General features: G+C 55.4%; 20 protein-coding genes. 10 read left to right on the top strand and 10 right to left on the bottom strand.

Annotated features, from left to right (window positions below; all coding sequences use genetic code 11):
- Positions 1-97: 97 nt before the first annotated feature.
- Complete coding sequence (locus AC0QHF_RS21055) at positions 98-2,305, top strand: molybdopterin oxidoreductase family protein (RefSeq protein ID WP_324706205.1); 2,208 nt, start codon at positions 98-100, stop codon at positions 2,303-2,305.
- 523 nt (positions 2,306-2,828) lie between these two features.
- Here the strand turns inward: AC0QHF_RS21055 and AC0QHF_RS21060 are convergent.
- On the bottom strand, positions 2,829-4,235 hold the full coding sequence (locus AC0QHF_RS21060) for an aromatic ring-hydroxylating dioxygenase subunit alpha (RefSeq protein WP_324706206.1): 1,407 nt from the start codon (positions 4,233-4,235) through the stop codon (positions 2,829-2,831).
- 81 nt (positions 4,236-4,316) lie between these two features.
- On the opposite strand from AC0QHF_RS21060, the gene AC0QHF_RS21065 reads away from it, so the two are divergent.
- Together AC0QHF_RS21065 and AC0QHF_RS21070 are read left to right on the top strand one after the other, a co-directional pair.
- Positions 4,317-4,784, top strand: coding sequence for a hypothetical protein (locus tag AC0QHF_RS21065; protein ID WP_324706207.1), 468 nt, complete (start codon positions 4,317-4,319; stop codon positions 4,782-4,784).
- 82 nt (positions 4,785-4,866) lie between these two features.
- Positions 4,867-5,070 (top strand): hypothetical protein, encoded by a 204-nt coding sequence (locus AC0QHF_RS21070; RefSeq protein WP_324706208.1) that lies wholly within the window; start codon positions 4,867-4,869, stop codon positions 5,068-5,070.
- Positions 5,071-5,647: 577 nt separating this feature from the next.
- On the opposite strand, the gene AC0QHF_RS21075 is transcribed toward AC0QHF_RS21070, so the two are convergent.
- From AC0QHF_RS21075 to AC0QHF_RS21085, 3 genes are all read right to left on the bottom strand, one after another.
- Positions 5,648-6,754 carry a polysaccharide deacetylase family protein gene (locus AC0QHF_RS21075; RefSeq protein WP_324706209.1) on the bottom strand — a complete coding sequence of 369 codons (1,107 nt, stop codon included), beginning with the start codon at positions 6,752-6,754 and terminating at the stop codon, positions 5,648-5,650.
- 190 nt (positions 6,755-6,944) lie between these two features.
- A complete protein-coding gene (locus AC0QHF_RS21080; RefSeq protein WP_324706224.1) occupies positions 6,945-8,486 on the bottom strand; it encodes a bifunctional pantoate--beta-alanine ligase/(d)CMP kinase in 1,542 nt (513 codons plus the stop codon).
- 92 nt (positions 8,487-8,578) lie between these two features.
- Positions 8,579-9,640 carry a septal ring lytic transglycosylase RlpA family protein gene (locus AC0QHF_RS21085; protein ID WP_324706210.1) on the bottom strand — a complete coding sequence of 354 codons (1,062 nt, stop codon included), beginning with the start codon at positions 9,638-9,640 and terminating at the stop codon, positions 8,579-8,581.
- Between the two features lie 484 nt (positions 9,641-10,124).
- Here AC0QHF_RS21085 and purM point away from each other — a divergent pair, with 484 nt between their 5' ends.
- Both purM and menB read left to right on the top strand, forming a co-directional pair.
- Positions 10,125-11,162, top strand: coding sequence for a phosphoribosylformylglycinamidine cyclo-ligase (purM, locus tag AC0QHF_RS21090; protein WP_324706211.1), 1,038 nt, complete (start codon positions 10,125-10,127; stop codon positions 11,160-11,162).
- A 166-nt stretch (positions 11,163-11,328) separates the two neighbouring features.
- Positions 11,329-12,162, top strand: a complete 834-nt coding sequence (gene menB / locus AC0QHF_RS21095; RefSeq protein ID WP_324706212.1) for a 1,4-dihydroxy-2-naphthoyl-CoA synthase — start codon at positions 11,329-11,331, stop codon at positions 12,160-12,162.
- A gap of 76 nt (positions 12,163-12,238) precedes the next feature.
- On the opposite strand, the gene AC0QHF_RS21100 is transcribed toward menB, so the two are convergent.
- Positions 12,239-12,541, bottom strand: coding sequence for a hypothetical protein (locus tag AC0QHF_RS21100; RefSeq protein WP_324706213.1), 303 nt, complete (start codon positions 12,539-12,541; stop codon positions 12,239-12,241).
- A gap of 440 nt (positions 12,542-12,981) precedes the next feature.
- Positions 12,982-13,527 (bottom strand): DciA family protein, encoded by a 546-nt coding sequence (locus tag AC0QHF_RS21105; RefSeq protein ID WP_324706214.1) that lies wholly within the window; start codon positions 13,525-13,527, stop codon positions 12,982-12,984.
- 30 nt (positions 13,528-13,557) lie between these two features.
- Here AC0QHF_RS21105 and AC0QHF_RS21110 point away from each other — a divergent pair, with 30 nt between their 5' ends.
- On the top strand, positions 13,558-14,727 hold the full coding sequence (locus AC0QHF_RS21110) for a hypothetical protein (RefSeq protein ID WP_324706215.1): 1,170 nt from the start codon (positions 13,558-13,560) through the stop codon (positions 14,725-14,727).
- Positions 14,724-15,389, top strand: coding sequence for a PspA/IM30 family protein (locus tag AC0QHF_RS21115; RefSeq protein ID WP_324706216.1), 666 nt, complete (start codon positions 14,724-14,726; stop codon positions 15,387-15,389). The genes AC0QHF_RS21110 and AC0QHF_RS21115 overlap by 4 nt, the downstream gene beginning before the upstream one ends.
- 29 nt (positions 15,390-15,418) lie before the next feature.
- On the opposite strand, the gene AC0QHF_RS21120 is transcribed toward AC0QHF_RS21115, so the two are convergent.
- The 4 genes from AC0QHF_RS21120 to AC0QHF_RS21135 form a co-directional block, all read right to left on the bottom strand.
- The gene (locus tag AC0QHF_RS21120) at positions 15,419-16,594 is read right to left on the bottom strand and encodes a DHH family phosphoesterase (RefSeq protein ID WP_324706217.1); all 1,176 of its coding nucleotides are present in this window, start codon (positions 16,592-16,594) and stop codon (positions 15,419-15,421) included.
- 96 nt (positions 16,595-16,690) lie between these two features.
- Positions 16,691-17,008, bottom strand: coding sequence for a DUF760 domain-containing protein (locus tag AC0QHF_RS21125; protein ID WP_324706218.1), 318 nt, complete (start codon positions 17,006-17,008; stop codon positions 16,691-16,693).
- Positions 17,009-17,102: 94 nt separating this feature from the next.
- Positions 17,103-17,558: a DUF2358 domain-containing protein gene (locus AC0QHF_RS21130; protein ID WP_324706219.1), complete on the bottom strand. Its 456-nt coding sequence runs from the start codon at positions 17,556-17,558 to the stop codon at positions 17,103-17,105.
- Between the two features lie 75 nt (positions 17,559-17,633).
- Positions 17,634-18,851 carry a CapA family protein gene (locus AC0QHF_RS21135; RefSeq protein WP_324706220.1) on the bottom strand — a complete coding sequence of 406 codons (1,218 nt, stop codon included), beginning with the start codon at positions 18,849-18,851 and terminating at the stop codon, positions 17,634-17,636.
- A 232-nt stretch (positions 18,852-19,083) separates the two neighbouring features.
- Between AC0QHF_RS21135 and AC0QHF_RS21140 the strand changes: the two genes are divergently transcribed.
- The 3 genes from AC0QHF_RS21140 to AC0QHF_RS21150 all read left to right on the top strand — a co-directional run bounded on the left by AC0QHF_RS21140 (position 19,084) and on the right by AC0QHF_RS21150 (position 21,369).
- Positions 19,084-19,737 carry a lysozyme inhibitor LprI family protein gene (locus AC0QHF_RS21140; protein WP_324706221.1) on the top strand — a complete coding sequence of 218 codons (654 nt, stop codon included), beginning with the start codon at positions 19,084-19,086 and terminating at the stop codon, positions 19,735-19,737.
- 91 nt (positions 19,738-19,828) lie between these two features.
- Positions 19,829-20,470 (top strand): hypothetical protein, encoded by a 642-nt coding sequence (locus AC0QHF_RS21145; protein ID WP_324706222.1) that lies wholly within the window; start codon positions 19,829-19,831, stop codon positions 20,468-20,470.
- An 11-nt stretch (positions 20,471-20,481) separates the two neighbouring features.
- Positions 20,482-21,369, top strand: a complete 888-nt coding sequence (locus AC0QHF_RS21150; protein WP_324706223.1) for a pentapeptide repeat-containing protein — start codon at positions 20,482-20,484, stop codon at positions 21,367-21,369.
- Positions 21,370-21,903: the final 534 nt, after the last annotated feature.

Raw genomic sequence — 21,903 nt, forward strand, 5'->3', positions numbered from 1 at the left:
TTGATGGTTGATTTTATCCGCAGATTTCGCAGATTTTCGCAGATGGTTTTTGGTCGATTGATGTTCGTTTTTGTCCGTAGATTTTTGCGATTGTTTGATGAGTGAATTGACGAAAACTTTGTGTCCGTATTGCGGTGTCGGCTGTGGGTTGGAAGTGTTGCCACCCGCCCAACCTGGGAAGGCGACTCACCGCGATCGCGAGGGGAATCCGATTTGGCAGGTGAGGGGCGATCGCGCCCACCCGTCGAGTTTGGGGAAGGTTTGTGTGAAGGGGGCGACGGTTGCGGAGGCGATCGACAAAAGTCGCCTCATGTATCCGATGATTCGGGATACTCTCGATGAACCGTTCCGCCGCGTTTCCTGGGAGGAGGCTTATGATCGCATTGTTAACCGCATCCGAACGGTTCGCGAGACGATGGGTTCTGACGGAATTTGTATGTACGGTTCCGGACAGTTTCAAACGGAGGATTATTACGTTGCTCAAAAGTTGTTGAAAGGGGGTTTGGGAACGAATAATTTCGATGCCAATTCCCGCCTTTGTATGTCTTCGGCTGTCTCTGGTTACATCCAAAGTTTTGGGTCGGATGGGCCGCCCTGTTGCTATGACGATTTGGAACAGACGGACTGTGCGTTTTTGATCGGGACGAATACCGCCGAATGTCACCCGATCGCTTTCAATCGTTTGCGGGTTTATCACAAGAAAAATCGCAATGTCAAAATGATCGTTGTGGATCCTCGCCGGACGCAAACCGCTGAGGCGGCGGATTTGCACCTGGCAATTCGTCCGGGAACGGATATCGAACTTCTCAACGGAATCGCCAGTTTGTTGATGCGGTGGGGCGCGATCGATCCTTTATTTATTGATGAATGTACGCGGGGATTTTCCGACTATACGGAGGTGATCCGATCCTATCCGCCGGAGTTGGTGGCGAGAACCTGTGGCATCCGCCTTGACGACTTGGAAAAGGCGGCGAAGTGGTGGGCTGAGTCGAAGCGGGTTCTGTCCCTGTGGTCGATGGGGTTGAATCAGTCTTCCGAGGGGACGGCAAAAGTCAGAACCTTAATTAACCTCCATCTGATGACTGGAAATATCGGCAAACCGGGGGCTGGACCCTTTTCTCTCACCGGCCAACCTAACGCGATGGGGGGCCGGGAAGCGGGGGGACTCGCCCACATCCTCCCTGGTTATCGGGTGGTGAAAAATCCCCAACATCGGGCGGAAATCGAGGTATTTTGGGGATTGGAACCGGGCCGGATTTCTTCTCAAGTCGGTTTGAATGCCTGGGAGATGATTACCGGTTTGGAACGCGGCGAGGTGGGGTTGCTGTGGGTGGCGGCGACGAATCCGGCGGTGAGTATGCCGGATCTGGAACGGACGAAGGCTGCTTTGATGCGATCGCCTTTCACTGTCTATCAAGATGCCTACTATCCCACGGAAACGGCGGAATATGCCCATATTTTATTACCTGCGGCTCAGTGGGGCGAAAAAACTGGGACGATGACCAATTCGGAACGGGTGGTGACGCTGTGTCCGGCGTTCCGCAACCCGCCGGGGGAGGCGAAGGCGGACTGGGAGATTTTTGCGGAAGTCGGGCGGCGGCTGGGATTTGAAAAACAGTTCGATTTCGCCGATTCTGCTGAAGTTTACCGGGAATTCGGGCGGTTAACTCGCGATCGCCCCTGCGATTTGTCGGGGTTGAGTCACGATCGCCTCAAAACCCAGGGGCCGATCCAATGGCCCTGTCCCGAGTCGGAAATTGAGGTGAACCGCACCCCTAAACGGTTATATACCGATTTTCGGTTCAATACCCCCGACGGTCGCGCCCGGTTCGCCGCCTGCCACGCCCGGGGACTGGCCGAACCCCCCGATCCCGACTATCCCTTGGTTTTGACTACGGGGAGACTCTACGGCCACTGGCACACCCAAACCCGCACGGGCCATATCGAGAAGATCCGCAAAATGCACCCGGAACCGTTTATCGAAATTCATCCCAAGGATGCGAAAAAGTTGGGGATTGAGGAGGGGAATTGGGTGGAAGTGCGATCGCGCCGTGGTGCGGCTTTCTTTCCGGCAAAAATTACGAAGGCGATCGCGCCGGGGACGGTCTTCGTTCCCATGCACTGGGGGGCGCTGTGGGCCGATCGCGCGGAAGCTAACGCCCTCACCCACCCCGAATCTTGCCCGGATTCCAAACAGCCGGAGTTGAAAGCCTGCGCGGTTCAATTGTCGCCGGTTCGGGCGGAATTGCCGCCGAATTTGGATGGGAAAACTGAAGGGAAAGAAACCCCCGGCATCCCGGTTTAAACCGGGGGTGGGGAGGGGCGCAACGCGGAAGCGCCCGTGCAGGATTTGAGAGTTGAAAAATTAAGGGTCAATTGTCAATTTTTCCCCACTCCCCCCACCCGATCTTTAGTTTTTCTGTCCGGCTAAAATTTTTGAAAAAATTGAGCTCGAAATGGCCGAAAAGGGGTTGACAGGGGGCGGCGATTTCCGGTAAACTATTGACATTAACCTCCATAATGGGAGTGGTTGCCAAAATAATATTTCTGTCACCACTCCCATTATCTAAAATAATACCGGAAGTCAACCCCAAAAGCAACCCCCCTCCGAAAAAAAGTCGAAATTTTTAACATTTCTTAATTTTTTTTTGAAAATAAAAATCAATAGGGTCAAATAACAGTACCCAAGGGCATTGGGAAACGGCTGGGAAACCGGAAACGTCTGCGGAGACTTCCGCCTGGAGTTGATGAGTCAATGAAGCAGAAATCAAGAATCCGCGAGGTCTTGAGAATCCCCCGTTAGAGTGTTAGCTGAACGGGGGAGTATGTCAATTCTTCTCGGAGTGCACGTAATCGACAAAATAGAACCTCGGTTCCAACCAAAACTTGAGCCCAGTCCAGGCGCCGAGTCCCAAAAGTGCGATCGCCACCAACGGCAAACCCAAGCGCGATCGCACCCCGTCCGGCATCACCGCCGCGGTTGAGATAGCCAGGGTGAAATAGACCAACAAAACCACCTGCAAGCGTTTGATTTGTTTGAGGGCATTCCGGCAACTGCTGCAATGTTGGGTGTGTTGGGAATAGCGATCGAGAACTTGGCGGCGATCGCCATTGGTGGGCAAAACGGGAGGGGGAAAAATTCCCACGTCTTCCCAGGGCAATTTACCCTGAGAGTAGAGATCGAACCAGCGGCGGAACTCGATCGCCAGGCGATCGGCGGAAGTGGGCATTTTGTAGATATTTTTCCAACTGTCCGACTGTCGCTTCTGTTGCAAGTAGCGTTCCTGCTGGTGAAGCAAAATCATGTCCCCTTCCAGAACCAAATTTCGGAGTGCGATGTGATCCCACCATCGGGGGGTTAGGCGATGGAAAGTTTTGGCAAAATTCCGGGGGAAAAATGCCACGATCCGAGATTTTCCCGGGGAAATGGGGAGGCAGTACGTCAGAATTCCCCAACGCTTATCGCCGGCAGAAAAGCAATATTCCAAGCGACAGGGCGGCTCAAAAACGATTTTCGTGTTCAAACCGCGATCGATTGTCGCTTCGATGCGTTTGGGAGTAGATTCCACCACTTTTACAGGCAGGGGAGAACCCATTTTGCGATCGCCCTGGAGGCCGTGGTGGGCGAAGGGAACGTGGCTGGGGTCGGCGACATTTTCGATCAGGGTTTGCCAGTCGTAGTCGAGATCCCGAACCATGCTTTTCCAAACCGAATCTGTGTCGGTATCGAGATCGATGGCGTCCGAAAGGGGGAGGGGAGTCCGTTCCGCGAGTTCTGGGGAGGTGCGATCGGCCCAAATCCACAGCATTTCCTGGGCTTCCCGGGTGGGAAAGGCACTGACGCAGAAATTTTGGCGATTTTTGTCCACCAATTCCGGGTTTTCGGCCTGGGGGATGCGGGTGCAGGTGCCCTCGGCATCGAATTCCCAACCGTGATAGCTGCACATCAGGTTGCCGCTGGTTTCGTCGATGCGTCCTTCGCTCAGGGGGGCGAGGCGGTGGGGACATTGGTCGAGAAATGCCCGATATTGGGGGGAAGCGGGGGGTTTCCAAAGGACGATATTCATTCCCAACAGGGTGACGGGTGTCGGTTTGCCCGGATCGAGATCTTCGAGGGGGGAAACCGGATACCAATTTTGGAAGAAGTCGAATCGATCCGTCATCATCGGAGTCCTATTTTTACGCCGGCGGGCGATCGCGCCGGATGTCTCGCGATCTTTATTTTGTTGTATCACAAGAATCGAAAAAATGTTCGCATTAGATGCGGCGATCGCTACAATAGATGACAGTTATCAATTTTGTGAGGAGATGAAATTTTGATGCGTCCCTTAATCGGAACTTTGGCGTTTGTGTTGACGGCCGTGACTCCCGTCGCCGCCCAAACTTGTACTCCCCTCGCCGTCGTGGCGGGAGAAGGAACCTCCGTCACCAAACGGGTATCTCCGCCCAACGCCGGCACCATTCCCAAAGTTCCCGTCGGTTTCCGGGGAAATTGGGACACGGATTTTGCCGTCCCGGGGGGGATGAGATTTAATCAATACGTCGCCACCATTCAATCGGAATCCACTGAAGATGCCAATTTCAAGGTGAAAATGTTTTTGAAATATTCGGACGGTACGGCCGATCGCATCTTTGACGATAACGTATCGCTCACGCCGGGAGAATCCCGAGAAATTACCGGCCTTCCAAGGGAGAATGATGGACCTTTTCAAATCAATTTGAATGTCGGCGGGTTGGACGCGCTCGGCCAGAGTTATACCATCTCGGTTTTGGGATGCGAATAGGTGCGGCACCGCCAGCCGGAAATGGAGAATCGGTCACTTTTCACTTTTCACTTTTCATTGCTTTCAATTGGGAGGGTTAGAAATGGGCGATCGCCGTTCGGAAAATAACCGCGATTTGTTGGAAACGTGGCGATCTAAAATCAAAGTCGCCGATCGCAATAATATTTTCTGTCACTGTCGCGACTGCGAGGCGGAGTGGGTGACTTCGGCTTGGGATGCGCCCTGCTCAAGCTGCGGCAGCCACAACGTCGAACGGATTTCCTGTTGGCAATTTCCCGACGATTGATATGATAGCAATTCTTTAATCGTTTGAAAAAGCTATAGCCCCCCAACCCCCCAATTCTGGGGGGCTGTTAGCCACAAATTTTTTACGAATGATTTCACACTGCTATAGCGCTGGGGTGTAGGGTGTAGCCCTTCGACTCCCTTCGACTCCCTTCGACTGCGCTCAGGGCAACGGGTGTAGGGAAGGGAAATCCCCTTTTCATCAGGATTCCGAGGTTTTTCCCCCTTTCCAAAACTGTAAACAGACGAGCGATCACTGCTATATATCCAAACCGCTTGGGAATCAATTCCCAAGCTAACAGCGAAAATCATCTAAAGATGATTGGGAAGATTGTACGATTATATAGCAACGAGCGATGATCGCGTGGTAACAGTTGAAATGGGGTTTTAACAAGGGGCGAGCTCCCCTTGTTTCAGTTCTCGATGCCCTAATACCGACTGCCGAAGACCGCGCGCAGCGCTATAAAACCGGCGCGATTCCCGACCAATAGGGCGGGGGAAAGGGGAAGGGCAAAGGTCAATTCAAGAAGTGAGAATTTCTCACTTTTCGCTCCTCACTTCTCTTGCTTCCCCACTCCCTATTCCGAGGGTTGTGCGACCCCTCCAGACTCGCTACTTCCCGACATTTCCAGGGCTTCTTTTTCCTGTTCGGCAATTTCTTGGTGGGTCATGTGATCGTCGGCCATTTGCAGCAATTTGGGGAGGGTGACGAACTCGTAGCCCTGCTGTTTGAGTTCTTTGATAATTCCCGGCAATGCTTTCACCGTCGGGACGCGATTTCCGCCGCCGTCGTGCATGAGGACGATGCCGCCGGATTTGGCGGTGCTGATGACATTTTTGGCGATCGCATCGGCCGAAGATCTCCAATCCTGGGAGTCCACGGACCACATAATATTGGCGTAATTCTGGCTGTAAACGTAGTCTACCAAACCGTTATCCATCACCCCTCCCGGAGGCCGGAAATAAAAGGTTTGGGTTCCCGTGAGTTCCTCCATCAAATCGGCGGTGCGATCGATCTCCCGGGCCGCTTCTGCTTGACTGACTTTATGATAGCGGTGGTTCCAGGTGTGGTTGGCCAGGGCATGACCTTCGTCGGCGACCCGCTTGGCGATGTCCCGGTGGTTGGTGAGGGCTGCCCCGACCCAGAAAAATGTCGCTTTGATGTTATTTTCTTTGAGGATATCTAAAATTTGTTCCGTCGTCTTCGGCCAAGGACCGTCATCAAATGTGAGGGCGATAATTTTTCGATCCGGCGGCAAACTCACTTCTTTAATTGTTTTGCCCCGGAAGCGTTCGGGCACCGCAAAGTTGAAGCGTCGGTCTTCTAAATTTTGGAAGGAAACTCGGACGCCTTCGGTCCGTTGGGCGATCGCACTTTTGATGGGGGGAATGCCGAGACTGTTTGCGGGTGGGGACGACTCGGTTGGGACGGGGGTGGCGGGGGTCCCTTCTTCCGGGGCGGCGTCGGATGGAGCGTCCGGTTGGGCTGTCTGTGAGGGACTCGGGGCGACTGGGGCGGGGATTTCCCGAACCGGTTGGCTGAGGGGGGGAGCTTCGGCTCGACGTTGAGTTCTCAGATTCCAAGGCAACATCACGCCGAGGGTAAAGCTGCTGAAAGCGGCTAACAGGGCAAAAGTCGAGACTCGCTGTTGCCAAGCTAATCCCTGATTGTACGGTTGTACCACGTCATTTCTCCTTCACACCAATATCAATCCGCAAGCGAAACTGGGAGCGAACGTCCGTCCGCTCTCGATCCCAACTCTCAAACAGTCTAACCCGAATTGAAGGGACTGAGGCAGTGGATTGCCGAGTTTGCAAAATATTATAGGAGCATAATAAAACAAATCGGTTTGGGTTGGAACGTGAATCAAAAATTTAAAGTTGGAGTGCCCCGAGTTCCCGATTTTTGGCGTACAACTCAACAATTGTGCGCGTCACTTCATCGATACTCAAATCGTCGGTTTCGACCTCGATCGCATCGACGGCTTTCCGCAGGGGGGCGATGGAGCGGGTGCTGTCGATCTCGTCGCGACGGGCGATTTCCTGCTCGATCTGTTCCAAATCGATATCCGAATGGCCCTTTTGTTGCAGTTCCAAATGGCGCCGTTGCGATCGCGCTTTGACGGAGGCGGTGAGAAATATCTTCAGTTCCGCGTCGGGAAAAACGTGGGTACCGATGTCCCGCCCTTCGGCCACCAATCCCCCCCGGCGACCGAAGGCCTGTTGTTGTTTGACCAGGGCTTTGCGGACGGCCGAGAGTGAGGCGATCGCGGAGACATTGTTACTCACCTCCTGGGTGCGGATCGCCGAGCTGACGTCCTCCCCGTCCACCAAAACCCGCAGTTGTCCGCCGTCGGGGATCAGTTCCAAATGGGAGCGACTGACCAATTCCGCGATCGCGGGTTCGTCGTCGAGGGGGATCTCGGACTGCAGCACTTTCCAGGTCACGGCCCGGTACATGGCGCCGGTATCCAGATACATTAAATTGAGGGCCTCAGCGATGCGCCGCGTCACCGTGGATTTTCCCGCCCCCGCCGGCCCGTCGATCGCCAAAATGGGTTTGCGAGTCCGCAGCAGGGTATTGTCGATCAGGCGGGTATTTCCCACCCGGGCTGCGATCGCCAACAGCCCCGTTTCCGTTACGATTTCCAGGGGTTCCAAGGTGTCGGGATCGACGAGTTCCAGGTATTCCACCTGCACCGCCGGCTCGGTTGCCAAGATCTCCTTCGCGGCTTCCAATATTTCGTCGAGTGATCGCGCCCCCACCCGAAAGCGATCGGCCGCCGCCTGCAAGGAACGGTGCAAAACCGTGGCTTGTTGTTTTTCCTCCGGCGTCAAATACTGATTTCGGGAACTGTAGGCCAACCCCGAATCTTCCCGGACGATGGGACAGCCGACGATCGCGATCGGCCAGTTGAGATCCGCGGCTATCCGCCGAATCACCGCCAGTTGTTGGGCATCTTTCTGTCCGAAATAGGCGCGATCGGGCCGCACCAAATTGAAGAGTTTGGCCACCACCGTCGTCACCCCTTGAAAGTGTCCGGGACGGGACGCGCCGCAGAGTCCCGAGGTCAGTTCCGGCGGCGCGATGACGGCGGTTTGGGAACTGTTGCGATCGGGGGAACCGTACATTTCCTCGACGGAAGGGGCGAAAACCGCATCCACCCCATTTTCCCGACACAGTTGCGCGTCCGCTTCCAACGTCCGGGGATATTTGCTGAAATCTTCCCGGGGTCCGAATTGCAGGGGATTGACAAAAATGCTCACCACCACCACTTCGCACCCGTTCCGGGCCCGGCGGATCAGGCTCAAATGGCCCGGATGCAAGCCTCCCATCGTGGGAACCAACCCCACTTGCCGATCTCGGCATGAATCCAGATAACAGCGCAGTGCTGCGACGGTCGTAAACAGGCGCATGGCAGTCGTGGCAGGCAATTAAGTTCCCACCAATTTTATCGGACAGGAATGAATTCGGGCGCAGGAATAACTAATAATTATTAATTATTCCCCTACCGTGCGGGAGCCAAAATTTCGACTTGGACGGGGGCGACGCCGCTGCTGATCATGCCCAAAACCTCCGCGGCGCCGGCCGACAGGTCGATAATCCGACCGCCGATAAACGGGCCCCGGTCGTTGATCCGCACCACCACCGAGCGGCCGTTGTCCATGTTGGTGACGCGGACTTCGGTGCCGAAGGGAAGGTGGCGGTGGGCGGCGGTCATCGCGTATTGGTTGTAGCGTTCGCCGTTGGCGGTGAGGTTGCCGTGGAAGCCGGGACCGTACCAGGACGCCCAACCCTGGACGCGATCGGAGATGGCGCGGGTCGCGGTTTGGAGAATTTCCGGCTGGGGTTTCCCTTCGATGGCGTTGAGGGGTTTGGCGTTGCCGATCTGCCGACGCAGTCGGTTGGTGGCCTGCAGGGCATCTTCGGCCGGGTTGCGGGTGGTGTCGGGGAGAATGGTATCGGAATCGATCGCCACCAATTTTTCTTCACCCACTTCGATGACGTAGGCTTCTCGCTCGGCATCCCAACGGACTCGAATCGTGTCGGCATCGACGTTGTTGCGGCTGAGTTGATTGATTTGGGCGGCGACGGCGCTGGCCCGGACGACGGGATCGGATGGGTCGGGTTCGGGGGTCGGGGTGGCTACTTTTAAGGCTGAATTCTCATTCACGGAAACCGTGTTGTAGCGTCGCTCGGGCGTCGCGGACGCCAGGTCTTTTTGTAGAAACGTCAGAACCGGAATGTCGCGGACGTAGAGGGTTGCGGCTTGTTTTTGGTCGAGTTGGTGGGCGGTAATTTTGGCGATCGCATCGATGGCATCTTGGGAATTCGCCGACTGATGCTCTCCCACTTTCACCACGTCGCTGCCTTCCGATGCTCCGGCGATCTCAGCGTCGGCCGTCTCGCCGTTTTCCGACCGTGCGATCGACTCTTCATCCGCATTGACAGCCGTGTTTAGCGGTTCTCCGAGGTCCGCCATCCTTTGTTCTGCATGACCCGATGAGTTGAGGCTCAAAGCGGAGAGCACGAGGATGGTTGACAGACCACTCCAAAGTTTGTACTTCATAAGTCCATTACTAAACGCAACTTCTGAAAATTGGAATTGAGCCACAGATTGCCGGAGAGACGTTTCGACCCTCTCAGTAATTCGTACTCGTTCCGTGTTCACATTTGTTGAAGGAACTGCAACAGAGTAGCACGAACTTTTGGTTTGGGGATCGGCTCCTGGGGTCGGGTGGCGCGACAATTTCGCAAACTGGACAGTTCGGTGTGGGCCAAAATACCCATTTCTAAAGACTTGCGGTCATTCTCGTTCGGGCCAATTCGGGTGTTATCAAATTTTCTTATAGCACTACGAGAGTCGGTTCGGACAGAACCGAACTCCCAAAACCCTGATAGATGGGAATTTGACACGAGCCGATCGCCCAAAGCTGAGAGCTTACTGCTATATCGGTGAATCGGGGTGTGGGGCAATTGAGTGGGGGCAACCTTATAGGGTTGCCCGATTTCGACCGACAATATGATTGAATAAATTCGAGTTAGAGGAAGAGATGGATTATCGAGAAGCAGGCGTCGATGTGGTGGCGGGCCGGGATTTTGTGAATCGAATCCGCGATCGCGTCCAGGGGACCTACCGCCCGGAAGTGCTGGGCGGTTTGGGGGGTTTCGGGGGATGCTTTGAACTGCCGTCCGGCTACCGAAAACCCGTCCTCGTCTCGGGGACGGACGGCGTGGGGACGAAGTTGAAACTCGCCAATCTTCTCAACCGCCACGATACCGTGGGAATCGATTTGGTGGCGATGTGCGTCAACGACGTGCTCACCTGCGGGGCCGAACCGCTGTTCTTTTTGGATTATCTGGCGACGGGAAAACTCTCGCCGGAACAGTTAACCGAAGTGGTGACGGGAATTGCCGAAGGCTGCGAAGAGGCTGGATGTGCGCTTTTGGGGGGAGAAACGGCGGAAATGCCGGGATTTTATCCGCCGGGGGAATACGATGTCGCGGGATTTTGCGTGGGGATTGTGGAGAAAGATCGGCTGCTGGACGGAACCCAAATTGAGGAAGGAAATGTGGCGATCGCCCTGGCCAGCAGCGGTTTGCACAGCAACGGATTCAGCTTGGTCAGAAAAATTATCGCCGATCGCCAGATGAATTGGAGCGATCGCCCCGAAGAATTGGGGGGACAAACCCTGGGGGAAGTCTGTTTGACCCCAACCCGCCTCTACGTCAAACCGATTCTCAAGGCCCTCCGCGAGGGTCTGGACATCCGGGGCATGGCCCACATCACCGGCGGGGGACTGCCGGAAAACCTGCCCCGCTGTCTCCCGGAAACGGCGTCGGTCCGGATCATTCCCGACAGTTGGCCCGTCCCGCCGATTTTCACCTACCTGGCCCGCCGGGGAGACGTGAACGCGACCGCCATGCTGGAGACGTTCAACCTGGGGGTCGGATTCGTGCTGTTCGTCCCGCCGAGTCAGGCTGAAGGTGCGATCGCTCGATTCGCCAATGACAATATCCCCGCCTACCGCATCGGCGAGGTCATCCCCGGAAACCGAGAACTGACGGGTTTTGAGAACTGGCAAATCTGATGAGAGGCTTGGGAACACAAGGGCACAGGGGAACAGGAGGCGGAGGAAGTCTCTATCCCCCCATTCCCCATTCCCCATTCCCCATTCCCCATTCCCTACTCCCCATTCCCCAATTGAGATACAATACTCACTTGCCCAGATCACCGATCGCTCGATCCGAGAACTAATGTCCATCGAATGGCACACGGCCAAAACCTACGAAGATATTCTTTACCAGAAGGCGGACGGAATCGCGAAAATTACGATCAACCGGCCCCACAAGCGGAACGCCTTCCGTCCGAAGACGGTGTTTGAACTTTACGATGCGTTTGCGGATGTGCGGGAGGATCGGGCGATCGGCGTTGTCCTGTTCACCGGTGCCGGACCCCACACCGACGGCAAATATGCCTTTTGTTCCGGCGGCGATCAGAGCGTGCGGGGGGAGGCGGGTTATATTGACGATGCGGGGGTTCCCCGGCTGAACGTGCTGGACTTGCAGCGGTTGATCCGGTCGATGCCGAAAGTGGTGATCGCTTTGGTGGCGGGGTACGCGATCGGCGGGGGCCACGTCCTGCACCTGATTTGCGATTTGACGTTGGCGGCGGACAACGCGATTTTCGGCCAGACCGGCCCGAAGGTGGGGAGTTTCGACGGTGGCTTCGGCGCCAGTTACATGGCCCGGGTGGTCGGCCAGAAAAAGGCGCGGGAGATCTGGTATCTCTGCCGGCAATATAGTGCCAAAGAGGCTTTGGAGATGGGTTTGGTCAACTGCGTCGTCCCGGTGGAACAACTGGAAGCGGAGGGGGTTGAGTGGGCCCGGGAAATTTTGGAAAAAAGTCCGATCGCCATTCGCTGTTTGAAAGCGGCGTTCAATGCCGACTGCGACGGCCAGGCGGGTTTGCAGGAACTCGCCGGCAACGCGACTTTACTCTATTACATGACTCAGGAAGGATCGGAGGGAAAGCAGGCGTTTCTCGAAAAGCGGAAGCCCGATTTCCGACAGTATCCCTGGCTTCCGTGATGGATGAGGGAGTCGGGAGTCGGTATTAGGGAGTCGGGGAGATCCAGGAGTCCCGATCGCTCTTGTGCCCGAAGATTCAGACGGCGACGCGATCGGAGGATGGGGTGGCCGGGGCTATCATTTCCGGGTGAGTCGGGGTTAAGCTGGGGAGAGAGTCGCCGAGCATGACTTCCCGCACGGTAGGCGTGGCTTGTTTCAACTGCATGAGCGTCTCGACCCGCTCCCAAGAGGGGGCGAAGGCGGGGATCGCCAGGGGGCAAGCCTTCCAACTGCCTTTGACCGGAACGTGGAGTTGGTCACAGATGCCGCCCCGCCGTCCTTCGGGAGTGTAATGCTGACAGCAGCGGCAGGCGGAGGTTAAAATAGGAGTTGTTTTCATGGCGTTCTCCCTGGCTGGACGGCGGAGGTTATATCTATAATTGTGCGCTATCGTGCGATCCCCGTCTAGAATGCGTAAACGCTGATGGGATCTGAGGTGGAATCGATTTTGAAGGTCGCCGGGAATTTAGAATTCTTTTAGAATTTCTTTATATATAGACACAAAATCACCCAATTTTATAAATAAATGTAAAGTATCGGGGATCAAGCACGAAGGGAGAACAACTGGTTGGGGATCAAGCCAAATTCATTCGCGACGGATTTAAAAACATTCATCACTTCCGCCACAATTGCATCCCGAAAAGTTAGTAACTCGGGTGGCGCAAGGATTGCGGAGGGGGTGAGGGGTGGGGGACAGAATTGACAATTGACAATGGACAATTGACGATTATCGATTTTTCCCGACTCCCTAATACCGACTCCCGACTCCCTAATACCGTCTCACCGCTCCCGAGCCATACAAATTCGGCAAATTGACCAGCGTTCGAGTTCGCCGGGAGGGGTGGGGCAGTGGCAGCGGGGACACGAAGGCCAGTTTCGCGATCGCGCCCTGACTTTTTCGGCCCAGAGTTCAAAGGCTGCGATCGCCGTTTCCGGGCGGGGGGAACCGCTCAAATCCGGCGGGGGGCCGTCGGGGACGGCGCTGGGATGGGGGACATCCGCACCTGCGGCGGTGGCGGTGGGTGGAGATTGACCGGGCCACCGGGCTGTGGAAAACTTGATATCATGCAGGGGATCGGGGAGGCACCGATTCAAGTTCCGCATGATCGCCGTGCGCCGGAAGGTGAGATCCTGAGTCCATGCGGCGCTGGAAGTGGCGACGTACAATATATTCCGGTGAATCGAAACCGGGCGGGTGTGGGCGATCGCCGATTTTCCCACCACTTCCGGCCAGCGGGTCAAAACCGCCTGCAACTGTCGCTGTTCCGGGGTGCGGATCCGGTTGGCGAACGCACCGAGAATCCGATCGATCGATTCAAACGTCATTTAACATCCACCTGATTTTGTTGATCTGCCATGAGTCAATTGTCCAGCAATAACTCGACCTCTCCCCCACCCGAATTGAAACCGGCCCTGCAATCTATTTTGGGCAGTCTCGACGTGAAACTGGAACAGGAGCTGACCCGATACCGGCGATACCGGCGCGGGTCCCAAAAACCCGGGGAGCGATCGCCGATCTCCGGCTCCGGGACTTCCAAACCGACACCCGAGGCGATCGGGATGTCACCGGGAACCGACCCCCCCAAACCCGAGGCCCCCCGGCCCCCCGGCTGGGAATCGGTGGTGCTGCCGGAAGCGGCCCCCATCGTCCCCCGCGCCCAAAACGGGGCGACCTCCAACGGCAACGGTTCCCACGATACCGCCACGGTGGCGGAACCGGCGCCCGACGGCTACCTCGAATCCACCGAACAACTGATCGACAGCATCGAAAGACGCCGGGAGTACCGGCGACAACGGCGCGATCGCACTTTGGCCGGCCGACTGTTGACGCCGGTGGGCCTGCTGTCGATGCTGCTGCTGTTCCTCTCCTGCGCGGTCCTCGGCTACGTCGTCACCTCCCCGGCCGGAATGAGAGTTTTGGGGTTGGACCGCATCTTCAAACGGGAGACCCCCGAAGCCGAACCCGTCGAGGCGGCGGACGTGGAACCCACCTCCCCCAACCTCGCCACCCAAGAATTTGTCGAGTTGGACCTCAACACCCTCAGCAACATCGACCCCGATCCTGACCCGCCGGCCGCTCCCCCGACGCCCGCCCCCACCCCGGCCGACGCCGGCACGGCGCCCCCGGCCCAAACGACGCCGAGCCCCATTCCCACCGGGCCTGGACTCAACAACCTGTCCGAGGAATTATTGCCGGAACCGGCGCCCCCGGCTCCGGCTCCGGCTCCGGCTCCGGCCCCCGCGACTCCCACTCCCACCCCCACCCCGGGCGGGGGGAGCGCGGCCCGACCCAGTGGCGAACCGGTTCGGGCGGAAGATGGATTTTACTACGTGGTCGCCGACTACCAGGACGAGCGGGGCCTGGAAGCGGCCCGGGAGGTGGTTCCCGACGCCTACGTCCGGGAATTTGAAACGGGGGTGAAAATTCAATTCGGGGCCCTCGGCGACGCGGCGTCGGCCGAACGTCTGGCCGAGGAACTGCGGGTCCAGGGCATTTCCGTCCAGTACGACAGGCCGAAGGAATGATGGGACTCCCGAATCGGATTTGGCAGATCGTCCGCACCAACGTCAACCGCCTGCTGGAGCGGCGGGAAACGCCGGAACAGTTGTTGGAGCGGGCGGTGCGGGAGATGCGGTCGGACCTGATCCACCTGCGGCAAGCCGTGGCTGGGGCGATCGCGACCCAAAAACAAATCGAGCGGGAGCGCACCGAGGCGGAACAGACGGCCCGGGAGTGGTACGGGCGGGCGCAGTTGGCCTTGCAGAAGGGCCGGGAATCCCTGGCCCGGGATGCCCTGCTGCGGCGGAAGTCCTATCTGGACACGGCGGCGATGATGGCGCGCCAGTTCGAGCAACAGGGGCAAATTGTGGCGCATCTGAGGGCTAAAATGCGTCTGCTCGAAGCGAAAACGGGGGATGCCGAGATGAAAGCGGATCTCTACATCGCCCGATCGCGATCGGCTCGGTCTTCGGAACGCCTGAATCGGGTGTTGGAAAATCTCACCTCCGGGGAGGCTCTGGATGCGATCGAGGATCGGGTGGCGGAATTGGAGGCGCGATCGCAAGCCCTGACGGGTCTGACCGAGGAGGATTGGCACACAAACGCCGCAGAAACCCGGGCGGAAATCGATGCCGAAATCGAGGCGATGAAAGCCCAACTGCGATCCAATTCAGACAACAATTATTAATTGTTAATTATTAATTATTAATTGTTATTTCATGAGTCTGGGTTGACCAGACGCAGCAATTTTTGTTTGACTTGGGTATCGAAGACCTTCCATTTCAGATCGGCGTATTCTTTGTTTTCGTTGAAGCCGGAAAGAAAACCCAGCGGAATTTCAAACCCCCCCGCCTGACTGCGGCCGCCACCGAAAAATTTTCCGGTGACGTCGGTGCCGAAGGCCTCTTTGATAAACTCGTCCGGGTCGAGGGTGATCTTGTTGGTCCGCAGCGATCCGATCGCCAATTCCACCTCGTTGAAATCGTCGTGGACGATGCCGTAGACAACGGCGGTGTGCACGTTCTCTTCGGTGAGCAAAAAGTCGGCGGCCTGGGGGATGGCATCGCGATCGGAGGCCCGCAGATAGCCGACGCCGGAAATGGAAACGTTGTCCTGGATGCGGCGGTTGGACAGAGCCCGCTCGATCACGTCCATCACCCGCTTCGACCGGGACGATCGCAACACCGAATCCAACAACGCCGCATCGTAAAAACTGCTCAGGTAGGCGGCGGCCATGAATTCTTCTTTGGTGGCCTGCCGCAGTTGGTTGGTGTCCGATCGCAACCCGTGCATCAGGGCGGTGGCACATTTAACGTGGATGCTGTCATTGCTGTCGAGTTTCAAAAACTCTCCGGTTTGTAAATACTGCGTCATCAGCGTCGCCGTCGCCTTCAGTCCGGGGCGGATGTCTACAAACTCCGGTTTGACATCTTTTTGTAAACTGTGGTGGTCGATGAGGACGACGACGGGAATTCCCGCTTTTTGCAATAGGGGGGTGAGTTGGCTGGTCGTACCCTGGTGGTCGATAAAAACGCAGCCGGAGTAAACGGATAAATCCTTCGTTTTTGCCGTCTCCATCGGCCAGCGTTGCACGGGTAAACTCGTCAATTTGACCAGGGCGATATTTTCTTGGTGGCTGAGGGTTCCCGCGTAGACGATATCGCACTCGATCTGATATTGGGCGGCGATTAGTTTGTAGGCCCAGGCGGAGGAGAGGGCATCCGGGTCGGGAAAATCTTGGATGACGACCAGTTGTCGCTCCCCGGCTCGGCGTTCAAAAACTTGTTGGAGTGCCTGCTGTTTCTGGAGGGGCAAATTGAATTCGACGGGAGCTACCGGAACCGACTCCCCGGACGAATTGTTGTTCTTTTCTGTCAGATCGGGTTGGCTCACGTTCTAGTCAATAGTAAACAACTCCTCCCATGCTAGTCGCAGGAAAGGAGATTTTGAATCAATCGCCGGTCCGGTTGAGGGCTGTTCCGCCTCTTCCTAGAGATTGGCAACCGATTTCTCAAACTCCATGCGCTGTTTGGCTTTGTATAGAAAATAACCGTTCATCATTGCCGAGGCCAGCAGCCGGGAGAGATTCTCGCGATTGGTGGTAATCGTAACATCAAACTGTTCGGAGGGCAAGCCGCCGAGCATTTGCAGGAGATTGTGCTCCATCAATTGGGCGACGTCCGCGTCGGGGTGGGACAGTTGGGCGACGGTTTCGGGGGGCATGGAGCGGACGTATTGCCACAGTTTATTGGGGCCGGAAGTGTGGCTCTCAAACAGTTCGGGAGTTCGTTCGGTAGGGTTCGTCATATTTCGGATTCCTTCCTGATTTCGTCTTGTCTTAAATATAGCGATCCGATCGCATTCCCTTCGAGTGATTAAAACCGAACCTCCGGGGCGGATATCAGGACCCTTTTTGGAAAAATTGTTTCAAAATTTCTCCGGGCGATCGATCCCAGCTGTCTTCGTGGTCGTAGATGAGCCCGTCTGCGTCGAGTTTGTAGGTGGAAGCACCGTCGAAGTAAATGCGGGGTTTCCAGGGGAGGCGGAGGGTTCCCCGCACGGTCCAATAGGCCATAATTACATCGGTGGCGACGTGCCGGATGCGGTGCAGGTCGAAATGGAGGTCGGTGAAAAATAAGCGACCGTGAAATCTGAGCGTCCAGTAAATAATCCGGTAATTGAATTTACCCTTAAATTGGTTCACCGGATCGGCGAATACAATGTCAGAAGTATAGATATCGTAGCTGATATCTTTCTCGAACAGGGTGGGGAGGTCTTGTTTTAAAGTGGCGATCGCCGTCCGGACGCGATCCATGTATTCTGGGGAGGTATATTTGGGGGAAGTTGCGATCGGCATGGTTTTGAAGATTAGAGTTTCGGGAAAATTAACCACTCCAGGCACAGAGGACACGGAGAAGTATCCGATATTTTATTATCGCACTTGCGCCGTGTTTTGAGCCGGTGTCAATGATTCGAGATGGCGGTTCATCCGTTCCAAATCTCGGGCGAGTCGGGAATAGTCGCCGGATTTTAACAGGGGATCGTTTTTCGCGGATAACACGGCTTCCAACGGCAAAATGCGGAAATTCTGTTTTCCGTTCAACCCGTAGCGGTGTACCCAGGTGGGCAGGGCTTCGACGGCGGCAATTTCTATCGTTTCTTCGGGAAAATTTTTGGCGATTTTTACTTTAAAAATAACGCCCAAATCCTTGTAATTTCCCCGCTGGTTGGAGATGAAATTGCCCATCGAGTAAATCGCCACCGCTTGGCGGGGTTGTCCGCCTTCCCCCGTCAAATCGAATATTTCGTAGGGTTGGACGACGTGGGGATGGCTTCCCAGGACGATATCCGCCCCGGCTTTTACCAGTTGTCCGACCAGTTGTTTTTGCTGGGTGTTGGGCTGTCGCTGATACTCGGTTCCGAAGTGCAGGGCGACGGTAACGACATCGACGCCGAGTTGTCGCGCCTCGATGATATCTTTGACGATTTCCGCTTCGTCAATTAACGAAACCAAATAATCTTTTCCGGCGGGGATGGGGATGCCGTTGGTGCCGTAGGTGTAGGCGAGAAGTGCCATCGATATCTCGTTTTTTTCGATAACTTTTATTTTGTCCGCCTCCGACTGGGAAGCGGCTGTTCCCACGGGAACCAAATCCCGGCTTTTGACGTTTTCCAAGGTTTTTATAACACCCTTTTCGCCGCGATCGAGGGAGTGGTTGTTGGCGGTCGTCAAAATATTGAATCCGGCATTTTTAATCGCATCCGCCAGGGTATCGGGGGCGTTGAAGAGGGGGTAGCCGGTGTATCCGGTTTCCGGGCCGGCGAGGGTGGTTTCTAAATTGCCGATCGCCCAATCTCCGGTTTTGATGATATTCCTAACTTCGGTAAAAAATGCGTCGTAATTGTAGGTTTTTGTGCTATAATTATAACCGGATTTGATTTGCGACCCGTGCATCATGATATCGCCGACGGCGACCAACGTCGCCTCCCGGGTGTAGGGTTTGGGGGGTTTGGAGAGGGCGGCGAGTCGGTCGGGTTCCAGGGGCTCGACTTTGGCGAAGGGGGGGCGATCGCATCCCAGAATCAGCAGGAAAATGCCACTCCAAATCATGGCGAAGAATTTTGGCGGCAGGAGTTGAGTTCCGTTCATGTTTACCTCGACACCCGAAATGGCTCGATTGTCAGCAATTTGACAATTAGTTATAACATCGATCGCGTGACAGTTGCGGAAATGGTCCCCGACTCGGGCATCAACTCAGGGAACTCAAAAGGCGCGATCGCCATCTGAGTTTGAGACAATCCAAAAAATGGCACCTGCCATCCTCCCCCACCGAAACAGCAGCCGTAATCTGAAACCAACGTTCGCCAATTCAGTAGCACCCATGATTGATAAAATTTTCACCGCCATTCTCGCAGCTTTTCTGGTGTCCCCCGCCGCCACCGTTTCCCAACCCGCCGACAGCCAACTAGCACAGGGAATTCAGTGCGACGAAAACGGCACCACCGCCGAAATGAAAGCCTGCCTCGAACGGGATTATAAAATCGCCGATCGCAAACTCAACCAAGTCTACCGACAACTGATCGCCACCGTCGAAGGCGAAGAAAAACGGCGCCTGATCGAAGCTGAACGGGCCTGGATCAAATTCCGGGATGCCTCCTGCAAGTTTGAAGCCGCCGAAGCCCTGGGGGGCACCTTGGAAGGCCTTCTGTTCACCGGCTGTCTGACGGAAATGACCCGCGATCGCACCGCAGATCTGGAATTCTACCTCGCCCAAACTGAGGAAAAACCCCAGATGGGGCGGATTACAGAAATCGTCCAGGGGGACATCATGTGCTACGTCACCCTCCGGGACGAGGCGAACCGAGAACACAACCTCGGCGCCACCTTTGACATTTGTGCCCAAAGCGATCGCCTCCTGAACCGCACCGTTTCCCTCCAATACGGTGTCGAAACCGTCAACGACTGCCAGAGCAACGAACCCTGCGGAAAAACCCGCGAGGAGTTAATGATCACCGACGCCAAAATTGTCAATTAGCGAGAAATGCCCGCAGTTCCCGCCGATACGGTACAATAGTTGCGCTCAGAATCCCAAGTGTCAAGGGAAGAAATCGGAGAGAGGGTCAACCTTGGGTGTAGAACTGCGAAGTTACGTCTATCTCGACAACCTGCAACCCCAACACGCCGCCTACATCGGGACGGTGGCGTTGGGGTTTTTGCCATTACCGGGGGACGCTTCCCTGTGGATCGAAATTTCCCCCGGAATTGAAATTAATCGCATCACCGACGTCGCCCTCAAGTCCACGATCGTGCGTCCCGGCGTCCAGTTTGTGGAACGGCTGTACGGGTTACTCGAAATTCACTCCAGCCGCCAGGGGGATACCACGACGGCGGGTCGGGCTATTTTAGATTATTTGGGAGTCAAAGAAAGCGATCGCCTCAAACCTCGGGTGGTGTCGAGTCAAATTATCCGCAATATCGACCCCCACCAAGCTCAACTGATCAACCGCAACCGGCGGGGACAATTATTGTTGGCGAAACAGACTTTATATGTTTTGGAAGTGCAACCGGCAGCCTACGCGGCCCTGGCGGCGAACGAGGCGGAAAAAGCGGCGTTAATTAATATCCTGCAAGTGCAGGCAGTGGGCAGTTTCGGACGGTTGTATCTGGGGGGAGAAGAACAGGATATTTTGGCTGGTTCCGCCGCCGCTTTGGAGGCGATCGCAAACGTCTCCGGCCGCGATCCTCTGGCGGAACAGAAGAACGAATGAGGAGGTTGGATTTGACGAATATCGAACATCTGGCACTGTTGAAGCGGGGGGTGGAAAAGTGGCGGTCGTGGCGAGAAGAAAATCCCGCGATCGCACCTCAACTCGCCGAAGCTAACCTCAGAACCCTGGATTTGCCGGGGGCAAATTTGGAATTTGCCGACCTCCAAAATGCTAATTTATCCCAAACCATTTTAGTCAGTGCCCGCCTCCGTTGTGCTCATCTCGGCGGGGCGAATTTGCAGGGTTCCGAGTTGATGGAAGCCGATTTGCAAAATGCCGATCTCGGCGGGGCGGATCTGCGAGGGGCAAACCTTCGGGGTTCTAATTTGAAGACTGCCAATTTGCTGGGGGCGAATTTGTGTGATTGCAACTTGACGGAAGCGGATTTGGAACGTGGCAATTTGATCGGAACTCAGTTGAGGGATGCGATCGCGCGACGGGTGAATTTGAGCTTTGCGACGCTGCGGCGGGCGAATTTCAGCAGGGCGAATTTATCCGGGGCGAACCTCAACGACACTAACCTGAATTACGCTAATTTGAACGAGGCGATTTTGCTGGATGCGATCGCCTTCCGGGCCGATTTTAACTGTACTAATTTGATGGATTCCCACTTAAATGGTGCCTATTTGTTCGGGACGAAATTTATCGAGGCGAATCTGATGGGTGCGGATTTGCGATTTGTTAATTTGGGGCGATCGCGCTTTGAAAATACTGACGCCCGGGGGGCAAACTTGCGGGGTGCGAACCTGAATCGGGCGATTTTGCAGGGGGTTGATTTGCGGGGGGCGAACCTGCACGGCGCGAATCTGAGTCGGGCAATTTTAAATCGAGTTAATTGGGAAGGTGCCAACTTGCAGGGGACGATCATGCCGGATGGAACGGTTCCTTATTGTTGTTGAAAATAACTCAAAGGAATTCGCTCTGTATACTCGCCAACGCGATTGAATGCATATTTCAATACTTTTGTCAACCCCAGCAAATGTGCTCATCAAAATTCTCGTGAATGGGCGGAAAATCTGGCGGCGGCCGATCGCCCCTTCCTGGGAGAAACTGGAAACGGTACAATCGGGCTTTGAGGCAATTTCCGGGAAGCGATCGCCCCACACAACCCGCCATTACTGACACGAAGGGTAATATAACCTATAGACTACAGTCTATCATAACCCAAAATCGCTGTCAAGTGACGGAGTTTCGTCCAAGAATGAGAATCATTTTCACGTTTAATCCGGGCCTCAATCATCTGAAATTTCAATTAAAAAATATAAATCCAAAAGTTTAATTTATAATTTTGGGTGTATCTGTGATATCATGTCCGCTCAAACAGTTATGCTTCCTGGGTGCCATCTTCTGAAGCGACTTCAAACTTTTGCCGATTGCCTCTTGCCGATTGCCTTTTCTCGAACGATTGTGTAAGTATTCAAACGGACTTGATA

This window comes from Lyngbya sp. CCY1209, from assembly GCF_055795065.1.